Raw genomic sequence first — 16,052 nt, 5'->3', positions numbered from 1 at the left:
GGCATTCGCCGTATCGCATGGGAAGGCGACCACTCGTGGTGCGTGAACGACTGTCGGCTGTATCGACTCGCTACCCCGTGCTGTGGCGAGCGGTGGCGGCGATCGTGGCCGGGCTGTTGTTGTTCGGTAGTTTCCCGCCGCGGCCGTGGTGGTTCCTCGCGCCGCTCGGCATTACGGTCCTGGCGTTGGTCGTGCGGGGGAGCGGTCGGCTGCGCGCGGGGTTCGGGTACGGATTCCTGGCCGGGCTCGCGTTTTTCGTTCCCCTGTTGCCGTGGACCGGAATCTACGTCGGACCGCTGCCGTGGCTGGCGTTGTCCACGGTGTGCGCGGTGTATATCGGCTTGTTCGGGCTGATGGCGCGGCTGGTGGGACGACTGCCCGGGTGGCCGCTGTGGGTGGCCTTGGCCTGGGCGACCGCGGAGTGGGTGCGGTCCAGTTTTCCGTTCGGTGGATTTCCGTGGGGCCGTTTGGCATTCGGGCAGGCCGACGGATGGTTCCTGTCGCTGGCCTCGATCGGCGGCGCACCGCTGGTCAGCTTTGCGGTGGCGCTCACCGGAACTGGGGCTGCGGCATTGATTCTGGCCGCGCTGTCGACGCGCGCGGGTCAGTCCGCGACCGGCTCGGTCGGTGTTCGCGAGGAAAACGAAGACTCGATTGAAGACGGCGGCGCAGAGGTCGAAGAACCCGCAGCTGAGAGAGCGGCCAGCGCACCCGCGGATCAGCATCGAGCCACCCGAATCGCATTGGTCACCGCCGCAGTGACTTTGGTCCTCATGCCGATCGCGGGCCTGATCCTCGGCGCCACCCTGCCCGACCCGGATCAAGGCGATCGCACCATCACCGTCGCCGCTATCCAGGGCAGCGTGCCGCGCCTCGGCCTCGACTTCAACTCGCAACGTCGTGCGGTATTGGACAACCACGTCCGCCGCACCAAGGAACTCGCCCGCGCGGTCGAGGCGGGTCAGGCGAAGAAGCCGGATGTGGTGATCTGGCCGGAGAATTCGTCCGACATCGACCCGCTGCGCAATGCCGACGCCGCCGCGCTGATCACCGAGGCGTCCGAGCAGATCGGCGCGCCGATCCTGGTCGGCGCGGTGCTGGTGAACAGCGATCGCACCACCACCAACTCGGTGATCGTGTGGAACGGCGCCGCGGGCCCGGGGGAGCGGCACGACAAGAAGATCATCCAGCCGTTCGGCGAGTACTTGCCGATGCGCTCGTTCTTCCGGCTGTTCTCCGAATACGCCGATCGCGCCGGATATTTCGTGCCGGGCCACGGCGACGGCGTGGTACATGCCGACGGCATCCCGATCGGCGTCGCGACCTGCTACGAGGTCGCCTTCGACCGCGCCTTCGAGGACGCGATGCGCGCGGGCGCCCAGCTGCTCACCGTGCCTACCAACAACGCCACCTTCGGCGACAGCGAGATGACCTATCAGCAGCTGGCCATGTCGCGGATCAGGGCAGTCGAGCACGGCCGCGCGCTGGTTGTCGCGGCGACCTCCGGGGTCAGCGCGATCATCGGCGCGGATGGCAGTGTGCGGCAAGAAAGTCCGCAGTTCGTGCCTGCCGCGTTGGTCGCAGACCTTCCACTACGTACCAGCAACACTGTAGCAACTCTGGTGGGACCCGCGCCCGAACGCGTTTTCGTCGCCCTGACCGTCGTCGCCATGGTGGCCGCGTTGCGTCGGGGAAGGTCCGCAGGAGGCGCAAAGAAGACCGACCGGAAGGTATTAAAGGCCGAAATCGTCGGCTGAAGGTCTCGGGGAGATAACCTGTCTCCCGGTTTCTTCTGTGGTTGCTGTGGCTGACTCGTCATGTAACGAATCGTTCGCACAAGTGCGATTGGGCGGCCGTAAGCGCTTGTCAGCGTGTAGATATCCTGGCACTTCCGCTGCGCCATCTGGGCGGTTTGTGTAGTTAGCTAAACGTTTGCTATCCAAACACGGCTGCCGCCGTTAGCGTGCGATGTGAAACAAATCCGCCACAGTGGCAATCCGGCCGATCAGACGCTCCGAATCATAGGGCGTGGATCACGTTCCACGGTCGGCCTTGCGTGCCTGCTGTGCGGCGGGATCCGGGGAGTTGCGTCAAACAGCGGCAGAACGGAGTGATTGATGAGTTCATTGGCCACGGACAGCGTCGACCAATGTTCATCGGGCGAATCTTCGGCACAACCATTCGTCTTGTCGCCGGCCCAAACGGCCCTGTGGTACGCGCAGCGGATACGTCCGGACGTGCCATTGACGATCGCCCAGTATGTGGAGATCCGCGGTGACCTGGACGTCGGCCGGCTGCTCTACGCGATCGAGCGCTTCGGCGCCGAAACCCAGGTCGGCCAGGTGCGGCTGCGGGAGATCGACGGAATCCCGCATCAGGTAGTGGATTCCACCCGTCGGCCGGGCTGGGCCCGGGTCGATCTGCGCGCGGAATCCGACCCGCACGCGGCGGCGATGCGCTGGATGCACGAGCACGCCAGCGCGCCGATCGATCTCGAACGCGACCCGCTCAGCACGAATGTGGTGCTGCGGACCGGGGATTCGGACTACATCTGGTACGCCCGTGCGCATCACATCGTGATCGACGGCTACGGCGCGATGAACGCGCTCACCCGCACCGCGGAGATCTATACCGCGCTGGACAACCAGACCGAGCCGGTGGTGTCCAGGGCGACCCCGCTGGCCGAGATCTACGCCGACGAGGTGCGCTACCGCGACACCAGCCGGTTCCGCGCCGACCGCGACTACTGGCTCGAGCAGCTGGCCGGTGCCGGCGAGCCGATGAGCCTCGGCGGTGCCACCGTCACCGCGGCCAGCCACGACGTGGGCAGGCGCACCGCCACCGCCGTGCTCGACGACCGCTGCCAGGCCGCGATGGACGCGGCGATCACCGCGTTCGGTACCGCCAACTCCGCGCTGTTCGTCGCCGCGCTCGGCGCGTACGTGCGCAAGGTGACCGGCAATCCGGACGTGGTGCTCAGCCTGCCGGTGTCCGCGCGCACCACGGTCTCGCTGCGCCGCTCGGCGGGCGTGATCTCCAACGTGGTGCCGATCCGGTTGAAGTTCACCCCCGACACCACCATCGCCGACGTGGTCAAGGCCACCGAACTGCAGATCACCGGCGCACTGCGGCATCAGCGCTACCGGCACGACGACATCCGCCGCGACTGCGGCTACTCCCGCGACGCGCGCGGCTTCTTCGGCCCGATGGTCAACATCATGTTGTTCCACAACGAGCTGAAGTTCGGCACCTTGGTCGGCTCGCTGAACGTGCTGGCCACCGGGCCCGTCGAGGACCTGTCGGTCAACCTGTACAACGGCGTCGGCAATCGCATCCACGTCGACTTCGAGGCCAACCCCCGGCTGTACAGCGAGACCGAGGTGACCACCCACCACGACCGCTACCTCGATTTCCTCACCCGCTTCCTCACCGCCGCGCCGGACACCCTCGCCGAGTCGCTCACCGCGATCACCGCGGCCGAACGCGACCGGGTGCTGCACGACTGGAACGCCACCGAGACCCCGCCGCACACCGGCACTCTCGCGAGCTTGTTCGCCGAGCGCGCCGCGAGCTGCCCCGACACCGTCGCCCTCGAATTCGGCGACGAGGCCCTTGCCCTCCCGTCGCCCGACCACCACCCCTCAATGAGTCCCTTCGGGACGCTGACCTATCGCGAACTCGACGACCGCGCCAACCGGCTCGCCCGGCTGCTCATCACCCGTGGCGCGGGACCGGAGCGGTCCGTCGCCCTGTGCCTGCGCCGCAGCCTCGATCTCGTCGTCGGCATGTACGCGATCGTCAAGTCCGGCGCGGCCTACCTGCCGTTGGACCCGGAGCATCCGGCCGAGCGCATCGAACAGATCGTGCGTCAGGCGGCACCGGTCTGCGTGCTGACGGCCGAGCGCGACGAGCTCACCCTCCCCGTGGACCGCCTCGACATCGACGTCGTCGACCTGTCCGATTTCGACGGCGCCCCGATCACCGACGCGGACCGCACCGCCGCGCTGCGCCCCGCGCATCTCGCCTACGTCATCTTCACCTCCGGCTCGACCGGAAAGCCGAAGGGCGTCGGCGTCACCCACGCCGCCATCGTCAACCGGCTGCGGTGGATGCAGCACGAATATCCACTCGACCAGACCGACGCGGTCCTGCAGAAGACCCCGGCCACCTTCGACGTCTCGGTGTGGGAGTTCTTCTGGCCCTTGCAGATCGGCGCGCGACTCGTCGTCGCCGAGCACGACGGGCACCGCGACCCCGGCTACCTCGCCCGCCTGATCACCGAAAAGAAGATCACCACAGCGCATTTCGTGCCGTCCATGCTGTCGGTCTTCGTCACCGACACCGACGTGCGCGGCTGCACCGCCCTGCGTCAGGTGTTCTGCAGCGGTGAGGCGCTGCCCGCCGCGACCGTCCGCGACTTCCATGCCGCGCTGCGTTCACCCACCCCGCAGGCGCCGCCTGCTGCCACCCCCAGGCATCACCCCGCACTGCACAATCTGTACGGCCCGACCGAGGCCGCGGTCGATGTCACCTACTGGCCGTGCACCGCCGATCCGGCGAGCGTGCCGATCGGCTCGCCGGTCTGGAATACCCAGACCTACGTGCTGGATTCGCGCCTGCGACCGGTCCCCCCCGGCGTGGTGGGCGAGCTGTATCTGGCCGGCGTGCAGCTGGCCCGCGGGTACCTCGGCCAGCCCAGGCTCACCGCCGATCGCTTCGTGGCCAACCCGTTCACCCCCGGTGTCCGGATGTACCGCACCGGTGACCTGGCCCGCTGGCAGCTCTCGACCGGCCGCCCCGGCGTCCTGGAATACATGGGCCGCAGCGACTTCCAGGTCAAGATCCGCGGCCTGCGCATCGAACTCGGCGAGATCGAGGCGGCGCTGCTGTCCGACGACCGGGTGGCCAGGGCGGTCTGCGTGGCACACGCAGGCCGCAACGGCGACGAACTGGTCGCCTACGTCGTCGCGGCGCTCGACGCCGAGGAGTACCGGCCCGCGGTGCCGAGCAGCAGTCCGCCGCATCCGGTGTCCCGGATCGACACGGCCGCCCTGCTCACCGCCCTGCGTCGCACGCTGCCCGGCTACATGGTGCCGTCCGCGGTGCTGGAACTCGACGAGCTGCCACTCAGCGCCAACGGCAAGATCGACCGCAAGGCGCTGCCCGCGCCCGCGCTGGGTGCCCGCCCGGCCAGCCGATCGACCGCCGAGCCGCGCACCGAGGTGGAGCGCGTGCTCGCGGGCATCTTCGCCGAGGTGCTCGGCACCGACGACATCGGCGTCGAGGACAGCTTCTTCGACCTCGGCGGCAACTCGCTGATCGCCGCCCGCGCGGTGGCCAGGATCAATGCCGCGCTCGGCACCGGGCTGACCATCCGCGACCTGTTCGAGGCGTCCACCATCGCCGCGCTCACTCAGTGCTTCGCCACCCACACCACCGACGTCGCCTCGCCGAAACTCGTTGCGGGCGAACGGCCGGAGCGGATTCCGCTGTCGCTCGCCCAGCAGCGGCTGTGGATTCTGAACCGGTTCGCCGAACACGCCGCGGCCTACAACATGCCGCTGGCGGTCCGGATCGAGGGCCCGCTCGACGTCGAGGCCCTGCGCGCCGGACTGGTCGACGTGATCGAACGACACGAGAGCCTGCGCACCACGTTCCCGGAGTCGGCGGACGGCCCATGCCAGCTGATCCACCCGGCCGCCGAGATCCCGCTCACCCTCGACCCGATCGACGCCACCGGCGCCGACGTCGCGGCGCTGGCCACCGAATTCGCCGGATACGGCTTCGATCTGCGCATCCAGGCCCCGGTGCGGGTCGCGCTCTACACCACCGGGCCCGACAGCTGGGTGTTCCTCCTTGTGCTGCACCACATCTGCGGCGACGGCTGGTCGATCGCGCCGCTGGCCAGGGATCTGATGGCCGCGGTGTCGGCAAGGACCGAAGGTGGCGCCCCGCAGTGGACGCCGCTGCCCGTGCAGTACGCCGATTTCGCGCTGTGGCAGCGCGAACTGCTCGGCAACGAATCCGATCCGGCGAGCGCGCTGAGTGGGCAACTGACACACTGGCGTTCGGCACTGGCCGGGCTGCCGGACCAACTCGACCTGCCGCTCGACCGCCCGCGCCCGCTGCGCCGGTCCACCATCGGCGGCCGGGTCGAATTCACCATCGCGCCCGAAATCCGCCGCGCCGCAGGCGAACTGGCGGCCACCCGGGGCGTGAGCATGTTCATGGTGCTGCATGCCGCGCTGGCTACCTTGCTCTCGCGGCTGTGCGCGAGCACCGACATCGCCATCGGCACGCCGATCGCGGGACGCTCCGATCCGGCGCTGGACGAGCTGGTCGGCATGTTCGTCAACACGCTGGTGCTGCGCACCGAGGTCGACCCCGCCGCAGGCTTCGACCGCATGCTCGACGTGGTGCGCGAGACCGACCTCAACGCCTTCGCCAACGCCGACGTGCCGTTCGAGCGGCTGGTCGAGGTGGTCAACCCGGAACGCTCGGCCGCCAGGCACCCACTGTTCCAGGTGATGCTGTCCTACGACCGCGCCCCGGATCTGCGCGTGCGGCTGTCCGGCGTGCGGGCCGAGGTGCTGCCGATCGTCTCCGACATCGCCAAGTTCGACCTGCAGCTTGTGGTGCACGACGACATCTCCGACGGGCCGTTGACCGCCGAATTCGGCTACGCCACCGATATTTTCGACGCCGCGACGGTCGAGTCGTTCGCCCGCCGCTTCGTCGCCGTGCTCAACGCGGTGGTCGCCGCGCCGAGCATGCCGATCGGTGATTTGACCATCCTGGACCGCCGCGAACTCGCCAATCTGGTGCCGATCGCGGGCTCACCCGCCGAGCCGTTCAGTACCTTGGCGCGGCTGCTCACCGACACCGCCGAACGGCTGCCCGACGCGGTCGCGGTGCGTTACCTCGGCATCGACACCACCTACCGCGAGCTCGACGAGACGTCGAACAAGCTGGCCCGCGCGCTGATCGAGCACGGCGCCGGCCCCGAGGTGGTCGTCGCGATCGCACTGCCGCGCGGGCTGGACGCCATTACCGCCGTGTGGGCCGTCGCGAAAACCGGTGCGGCCTATGTGCCGATCGATCCGGGATACCCGGGTGAGCGGATCGCGCACATGATCGGCGACTCCGGCGCGCTCGTCGGCCTGACCGACGCCGAATGCCTTGCGGCCATGCCGGAATGGCCCGCGCCGCGCGGCAAGCACCGCAAGAACTATGTCGACTGGCTGGTGCTCGGCTCCGACGAGCTGGCCGCCGAATCCGTGGACTACTCAACAGATCCCATCACCGACGCCGACCGGCACCATCCGCTGTGCACGGTGCATCCGGCCTACCTCATCTACACCTCCGGCTCGACCGGCACCCCGAAGGCCGTGATCATCACGCACGCGGGGTTGGCTTCCCTCGCGAACGAGCAGACGCACCTGTTCGGCGTCTCGGATTCGGCACGGACGCTGCACTTCTCGTCGCCGAGCTTCGACGCGTCGGTGCTCGAACTGCTGCTCGGGTTCGCGGCGGGCGCGACCATCGTGGTGGCGCCCGCGGGTCTGTACGGCGGCACCGAGCTCGCCGCGTTCCTGCGCGACGAACGGGTCACCCATGCCTTCGTCACCCCCGCCGCGCTGGCCACCGTGCCGACCGAGGGGCTCGACCAGCTCGAGGCGGTGATCGTCGGCGGTGAGGCCTGCTCGGAGGAGCTCGTCGAAACCTGGTCGGTCGAGCACCGCATGCACAACATGTACGGGCCGTCCGAGGCGACCGTCGCGGCCACCGCGACCGGCCCGATGGTGCCGGGGCGGCCGGTGCCGCTCGGCAGGCCGATTCGCGGCATGCGATTGTTCGTGCTGGACGGACGGCTGCACCCGGTGCCGCCGGGGACGCCGGGCGAGCTGTACCTGTCCGGACCCGGTCTGGCGCGCGGCTATCACGGCCGTTACGGCCTTACCGCGCAACGGTTCCCGGCCAACCCGCACGGCAGGCGCGGCGAGCGCATGTACCGCACCGGCGATCTGGTGGTCGTCGAATCGACCGGAGGACCGCAGTCGGCGGAGCCTGGGCGGGTAGGTACCGGCCAGTTGCGCTTCCTCGGCCGGGCCGACGATCAGATCAAGATCCGCGGGTTCCGCATAGAGCTGCGCGAGATCGACCACGTGCTGCGCGGCCACCCCGGGGTGAGTTTCGCGCTCACCGTGGTGCACACCGACGAGCAGGGCCAGCCGCGGCTCGCGTCGTATGTCACGGCGGACGGGCCGGTGGCGGCCGCGGAGCTCGTCGAGACCGCGCGTCAGCAGCTGCCCGGATACATGGTGCCCGCGTCGGTGATCGTGCTGGACGAACTGCCGGTCACCCCGGCGGGCAAGCTGGATCGAAAGGCGTTCCCGGAACCCGTTTTCGCCGCCGTCGGTTCCTCGCGCGCGCCGAGCACCGACCTGGAGTTGCGGGTCGCTGGCGTGTTCGGCGACATTCTCGGGCGCCCGGTTTCCGGAGCCGAGGACAGCTTCTTCGACGTCGGCGGCAACTCGCTGCTGGCCACCAGGCTCGCCGCGGCACTGCACGCGGAGTTCGGCGTCGACCTGCCGGTGCGGGTGATCTTCGAGGCGCCCACCGTCGCGGGTGTCGCCGAGCGGCTGACGGAAGCGCCCCGGACGCAGCGGTTGGCGCTGGCTGTGCAGACCACGCGTCCGGGACGCATTCCATTGTCGCTGCCGCAGCAGCGACTGTGGTTCCTCAATCGATTTTCTCCCGAATCGAGCGCATATAACATCGCTTTCGTTATCCGAATCTCGGGCGATTTGGATGTGGCGGCCTTGCGCGCGGCGCTCACCGACGTCGTCGAGCGGCACGAGGTGTTGCGGACGGTTTTCCCGGAGGACAACAACGGCGCACAGCAGTCGGTGCTGCCGACCTCGCGTGCGCTGCCGACGGTCGATCCGATCGACGTCGACGACGCGGGCGCCGCGGCGGCCCTGCGCACCCTCGCGCACACCGGTTTCGATCTGGTCCGCGACACACCGCTGCGAACGACGTTGCTGCGCACCGGTTCCGAGCGCTACCTGCTCGGCATCGTGGTGCATCACATCGCCGCCGACGGCTGGTCGCTCGGCCCGCTGACCAGGGACCTGGCCGCCGCGTATGTGGCACGGCACGAGGGCGCCACGCCCGCGTGGGCGCCACTTCCGGTGCAGTACGCGAACTTCGGGCTGTGGCAGCGCGCCTGCCTCGGCGACGAGAACGACCGGGACAGCCTCGCGGGCAACCAGTTGGCATACTGGCGGACCGCGCTCGCCGACCTGCCCGACGAGCTGCCGCTGCCCTACGACCGGCCGCGGCCCGCGGCACCCACACAGCGGGCGGGTGCGGTGAAGTTCACCGTGCCCGAGCCGGTTCAGCGGGCCCTCGCCGACCTGGGCAAGGAACAGGGCGTCAGCATGTTCATGGTGCTGCGCTCGGCGCTGGCCGTGCTGCTGCGCGCGGTGACCGGCGGTCGCGACATCGTGATCGGCACCCCGGTCGCGGGTCGCACCGACACCAAGCTCGACGAGCTGGTCGGCATGTTCGTCAACACGCTGGTGCTGCGTTCCGACGTCGATCCCGACCGCACCTTCGCGGGGCTGCTGCGCGCCGATCGGGACACCGAGCTGGCCGCGATGGCGCACGCGGACATACCGTTCGAGCGCATCGTGGAGGAACTTGGTCGCGACGCACGCGCGTCCGGCGGTAGCTTCGCGAACTCCGCGACGCGCGGGCGGCATCCGCTGTTCCAGGTGGCGTTGAGCGTGCAGGACGGGCCCGTCCCGGTGCTGGAGTTGCCGGGTCTTGCGTTGCGTGCCGAGGAACTCGACATCGCGCTGGCCAAGTTCGACCTGGAGCTGCGGGTCGCCCACATCGGCTGTGACGCCGGACCGGGCGAACCCGGGCAGGCCTTCGAATTCGTCTACGCCGCTGAGCTTTTCGACGAGTCGACGATCCACACGCTGGCCGACCGGTTCCTGCGGGTGCTCGCCGCGGTCACCGCCGATCCGCGAGTCCTGGTGCGCGACATCGACGCTCGCACCGAGCGGGAGCGGCGGCTGTTCGCGCCGGCCACCGGCGGGGCGACGATGCCGCAGTGCACGTTGTCCGCGTACTTCACCGCCACCGCGCACATGCACCCGCAGCGCACCGCCCTGCAGTCGGGCAGCACCACGCTGACCTATGCCGAGGTGGATCGCCGCTCGAATCGGCTGGCACGCGCGCTGCTCGCCCGGGACATCGGGATCGGGGACCGGGTCGCGCTCGGGCTCACCCGATCGATCGAGTCCATCGTCACCCAGCTCGCCGTCGTCAAGTCCGGCGCCGCGTTCGTGCCGGTCGACCCGAACTACCCGGCCGACCGGATCCGGCACATGCTCACCGACGCGGGCTGCTGGGTCGGCGTCACCGTCGCCGAGCATGCCGACCGGCTGCACGCGGTCGACGGTCCGGCGACCGAATGGCTGCTGCTGGACGATCCCGGCTTCGTGACCGAACTGGACGGCTACGACGACGCACTGGTCGACGACCTCGACCGGCTGTGCACCATCGAGCCGTCCGATCTCGCGTACCTGATCTACACCTCCGGCTCCACCGGAAAACCCAAGGGCGTCGCGGTCACCCACGCCGGACTGTCCAACTTCGCCGACGAGTTGCGCGATCGCATGCGGGTCGACCGCGACTCGCGCACGCTGCACTTCTCTTCGCCGAGCTTCGACGCGGCGATGCTGGACCTGCTGCTCGCGGTGGGCTCCGGTGCGGCCATGGTGATCTGCCCGCCGGAGGTCTACGGCGGCGACGAGCTCGCGGCATTGCTGGAACGCGAGCGGATCACACACACCTTCATGACCCCGGCCGCGTTGTCCACCATCGATCACCAACGCTGGCCGCTGCCGCACCTGCGGTCGCTGATGGTCGGCGGCGAGGCGTGCGGGCCGGATCTGGTGGCCCGCTGGGCGCCGGGACGGGCCATGTTCAACGGGTACGGGCCCACCGAGACGACCGTCGTCGCGTCCATCGCGACGCTCACCGCCGACCGGCCGGTCACCATCGGCACGCTGGTCCGCGGCGCGCGGGCGCTGGTGCTGGACGAACGGCTGCGTCCGGTGCCGATCGGCGTGCCCGGCGATCTGTATCTCGGCGGGTACGGCGTGGCACGCGGGTACTTCGACCGATTCGGGCTCACCGCACAGCGTTTCGTGGCCGATCCGTGCGGCCCGGCCGGCGCGCGGCTCTACCGCACCGGCGATGTGGTGCGCTGGAACGGCGCGGGCGAGCTCTGCTACCTCGGCCGCAGCGACCATCAGGTGAAGGTGCGTGGCTTCCGCATCGAGCTCGGCGAGATCACCGCCGCGCTCGGCGATCACCCCGGCGTGCGGTTCGCGCACACCGAGGTTCGCCAGATCGCGGGCGCGGATCGGATCGTCTCCTTTGTGCAGGCCGCCGACGAGCACGCGGGTGTGGATGTGGAGGCGGTGCGCGCCCATCTGGGCGCGCAGTTGCCGACGCACATGGTGCCGACGAGTATCACTGTGCTGGAACACATTCCGTTGACGCCGGTGGGCAAGCTGGATACCACCGCGCTGCCCGAGCCGCAGCTCGTCGCCGACGTCGCGGCGCGTGCGCCGGAGACCGAATCGGAGCTGCTGGTCGCCAGGGTGATGGCGGAGCTGGTCGGCGTCGACGCGGTGCGCGCCGACGACAGTTTCTTCGAGATCGGCGGAAATTCGCTGCTGGCAACCCAACTCGTCGCCAGGCTCGCGGCGGCGACGAACATCCGGCTGGAAGTGCGCGCCGTGTTCGCCGCGCCGCGGGTGGCCGCGCTTGCCGCACTGCTCGACTCGGGCCCGGCGGGCTCGGACGCGCGTCCGGCGTTGACGCGACGGCACCGTCCCGACCGGATTCCGCTGTCGGCCGCGCAGCGTCGGCTGTGGTTCCTCAACCGGTTCAACGGATCCGGCGAAGCGGCCGACCAGACGGCGGGCGCCTACAACGTGCCGGTCGTGCTGCGGATGAACGGCAGGCTCGACGTCGACGCGCTGGTCATGGCTCTGCACGCGGTGCAGGCTAGGCACGAGACCCTGCGAACGGTGTTCCCCGAGACCAATGGTGAACCGGCGCAGCAGGTCCTCGATCTGGCCGCCGCCGCGCTCACGCTGTTCGTCGCGACGGTCACCCCGGCGGAGGTCGACGACGCGGTACGGCGTTTCGCCGCACCGGGATTCGACCTCGCGGGCATGGTGCCGATCCGGGCCGCGCTGATCTCGGTCTCACCCGACGGCGACACCGGCGTGCAGAACCCGGCCGAGGTATCCGACGAGCACGTGCTGGTGCTGGTGGTGCACCACATCGCCATGGACGGCTGGTCGCTCGAGCCGATGGCGCTCGACGTGGCCACCGCCTACCGGGCGGCCTGTGCGGGACAGACGCCGCAGTGGACCGACCTCACCGTCCAGTACGCGGATTACACACTGTGGCAACAGGACACGCTCGGTGCCGAGAACGATCCCGACTCGGTGCTGAGCAGGCAGCTGGCCTACTGGCGGCGCACCCTCGACGGCAGTCCCGAGCTGCTCACCGTGCCCGCCGACCGGCGGCGTCCGCCGGTGCCGTCCAACCGGGGCGGGCTGGTCGAATGCACGGTCGACGCGTTCACCCATCGCGAACTGCGCACGGTCGCGACCAGCAACAACGTCAGCATGTTCATGGTGCTGCACGCCGCGCTCGCGGTGCTGCTGCATCGGATGAGCGCGACCGACGACATCACCGTCGGTACGCCCATCGCCGGACGCGGCCACCCCGCGCTGGACCGGCTGATCGGCATGTTCGTCAACACCCTGGTGTTGCGCACCAGGATCGATCCGGATGCCAGGTTCACTGACCTGCTGCACACCGTCCGCGACACCGACCTCGACGCGTTCGCGCATGCCGACGTGCCGTTCGAGCGGCTGGTCGAGGTGCTGAATCCGGCACGGTCGCAAGCGCATCACCCGATGTTCCAGGTGATGCTCTCGGTGCAGAACCAGCCGGTGCGCGGGCTGCACCTGCCCGAGCTGCGGATCGAGGCGGCCGACGTCGACACCGGCATCGCCAAGTTCGATCTGCAGTTCACCCTCACCGAATCGCAGACGCCGGAACGGGATCCGGCGGGCATCACGCTGTCGGTGAACTACGCGAGCGATCTGTTCGACGAGCAGACCGCGTTGCGGCTGGGCAAGCGGCTGGTCCGGCTGCTCGCCGCAGTCGCCGCGAATCCGACTACGGCCGTGGGTGATCTGGAGCTGCTCGATCCGGCCGAATGGTCCGGGCTCGCGCCGGTTCGCGGTGCGGAGGCGGACCGGCCGGTCACCTTCCCCGAGGTGTTCGAGGCGGCGGCGAATGTCGATCGCAAGGCGGTCGCGTTGCGCGCGGAGGACACGCAGGTCAGCTACGACGCGCTCGACCGGTGGACGAACCGGTTGGCGCGGGTGCTGATCCGGCGCGGGGTCGGACCGGAAACACTGGTGGCGCTGGGTATTCCACGGTCGGTCGAATCGGTGGCCACCGTGCTCGCGGTGGCCAAGGCCGGTGCCGCGTTCGTGCCCGTCGACCCGCTGTATCCGGCCCACCGGATCGCGCACATGCTGTCGGATTCCGGTGCGGCGCTGGGCATCACGCTCGCCGACTATCGAGACGAGTTGCCCGGCGGTGTGGAGTGGATCGTGCTGGACGACGCGCACTTCCGCGGGCTCGTGCTGGACGCGTCCGATGCGCCGATCACCGCCGCGGAGCGTACCGCGCCGCTGCGGATGGACAACCCGGCGTACGTGATCTATACGTCCGGCTCGACCGGCACGCCGAAGGGTGTGGTGGTCACGCACGGCGGTCTGTCCAACTTCGCCGCCGAGACCGCGCAGCGATTCGACGTCCGGCCCGGTTGCCGCGTACTGCATTTCGCCACACCGAGCTTCGACGCGGCGATGCTCGACCTGCTGCTCGCCCTCGGCGGCGCGGCCACCCTGGTGATCACGCCGCCCGGCGTGGTCGGCGGGGAAGACCTGGCCAGGGTGTTCATCGACGAGGCGATCACGCACGCGTTCATCACCACCTCGGCGCTCGGCACGGTCGACCCGGCCGGTGTCACCGAGCTGCGGCACGTGCTGGTCGGCGGCGAGGCGCTGCCGCCGGACCTGGTCACCCGATGGGCGCCGAACCGCAACCTGTACAACGTGTACGGGCCCACCGAGACGACCATCGTCACGGTGATCGGCCCGCCATTGCGGCCGGGCGGTCCGATCACCATCGGCGGGCCGATCCGCGGCGTCAGCGCGACCATCCTGGACATGCGCCTGCACCCGGCACCGGTGGGTGTCACCGGCGAATTGCATTTGTCCGGTGCCGCATTGGCGCGGGGCTACCTCAATCGGCCGGGTCTCACGGCGCAGCGATTCATCGCGAATCCGTATGGCAAGCCGGGGGAGCGGATGTATCGAACCGGTGATCTGGTGCGCTGGTGGTCCGGGCCGGGTTCGCTGGCGGCGGGGCGCAGCACCGGCGCGGGCCGGGAGATCGAATACGTCGGTCGCACCGATCACCAGGTCAAGATCCGTGGCTTCCGTATCGAACTCGGCGAGATCGACGCGGCGCTGGCGCGGCACGGTGCGGTGGAGTTCGCCACCACCATCGGGTATCGCACGCCTGCGGGGACGACCGCGTTGGTGTCATACGTGAAGGCGCGCAACGGGGTGTCCGCGGCCGAGCTCGCCGATCACGTGGCCGAGCTGGTGCCGAATTACATGGTGCCGCAATCGATCATGATGCTGGATGAGGTGCCACTCAGCCCGGTCGGCAAGCTGGATCGAAAAGCGTTGCCGGAACCGGTGTTCAGCGCAGCCCTGGGCTATCGCGCGCCGTCCACGCCGTCGGAAGCGGCGCTCTGCGCGGCCTTCGCCACGGTGCTCGGCATGGAATCGGTGGGCGCCGACGACGGATTCTTCGAACTCGGCGGCAACTCGCTGCTGGCCACGAAAGTTGTCGCGCAGGTGCGGGCCAACGGTCTCGACCTGCCGGTGCAGTTGATGTTCGGCGAGGCGACCCCGGCGGCCATCGCCGCCCGCCTCGACGGCTCGGGCGCCGGCATCGCGGCGGCGTTGGGGCCGGTGCTGCCGATCCGGCCGAATGGTGCTGGGGCACCGCTGTTCTGCATTCATCCCGCGATCGGGCTGGCCTGGTGCTACTCGGGGCTGCTCGCGCATCTCGCGCCGGACCGTCCGGTGTACGGGTTGCAGGCACCGCACGTCGCGGGCGAGGACGGCTTCGCCTCGATCGCCGAGGCCGCCGGACAGTATGTGGCGCACATCAAGTCGATCCAGCCGACCGGGCCTTACCACCTGCTCGGCTGGTCGCTCGGCGGCCTGATCGCGCACGAGGTGGCGGTGCGGCTGCAGGAGTCCGGCGACGAGGTCGCGCTGCTGTCGATGATGGACAGCTACCGGCTCTCCGATGCCTGGCTCGAACACGCGATCCCGAGCGTGGCCGAGATCATCGAGGAATTCGGCAGCGACCAGCTCGACACCCTGATCGATCCGGCCATGAACCTGCGCGACGCGGCAGAGCTGCTGCGCGCGCGGCCGGGGCCGTTCGCGTCGCTCACCGTCGAGCACCTCGAACGGCTCTACGCCGGATACACCAACGGCACCCTGCTCGCGCACAGCTTCCGGCCCCGCGTCTTCGAGGGCGACCTGCTGTTCTTCACCGCCGCCGCGGACGAGATCAACCGGGCCGATCCGGAGCGCCGCGCGGCCGCATGGCAGCCGTTCGTCACCGGCGCCGTCCATGACCATGAACTGCCGTGCAGGCACTCAGCGATGACCGCGCCCGAATCGCTCGCCGCGATCGGCCCGGTGCTGCGCAGGCAGCTCGACGGTGCGCCCGCACGACCGTCGGCCAACGGGTCGCACAGACCCGAGCGGCCTGCCATCGGGATCAGGAAGAAGGAGAAGCAAAGGTGAGTGGGCGAGAAGCGCAGGGGCCCGCCGACAGACCAG

At 69.5% G+C, this 16,052-nt stretch carries 2 protein-coding genes; both read left to right on the top strand.

Annotation, left to right across the window (positions count from 1 at the left end; all coding sequences use genetic code 11):
- Positions 1-35 precede the first annotated feature (35 nt).
- Positions 36-1,757, top strand: a complete 1,722-nt coding sequence (gene lnt, locus ACIBCN_RS07540; protein WP_396990674.1) for an apolipoprotein N-acyltransferase — start codon at positions 36-38, stop codon at positions 1,755-1,757.
- Between the two features lie 360 nt (positions 1,758-2,117).
- Positions 2,118-16,016: an amino acid adenylation domain-containing protein gene (locus ACIBCN_RS07535; protein WP_396990673.1), complete on the top strand. Its 13,899-nt coding sequence runs from the start codon at positions 2,118-2,120 to the stop codon at positions 16,014-16,016.
- Positions 16,017-16,052 lie beyond the last annotated feature (36 nt).

Source organism: Nocardia sp. NPDC051052 (genome assembly GCF_044456045.1).
Taxonomy (GTDB): domain Bacteria; phylum Actinomycetota; class Actinomycetes; order Mycobacteriales; family Mycobacteriaceae; genus Nocardia.
Note: the sequence above shows the minus strand (reverse complement) of the source record. Positions and strands in the feature narration are given on the sequence as shown.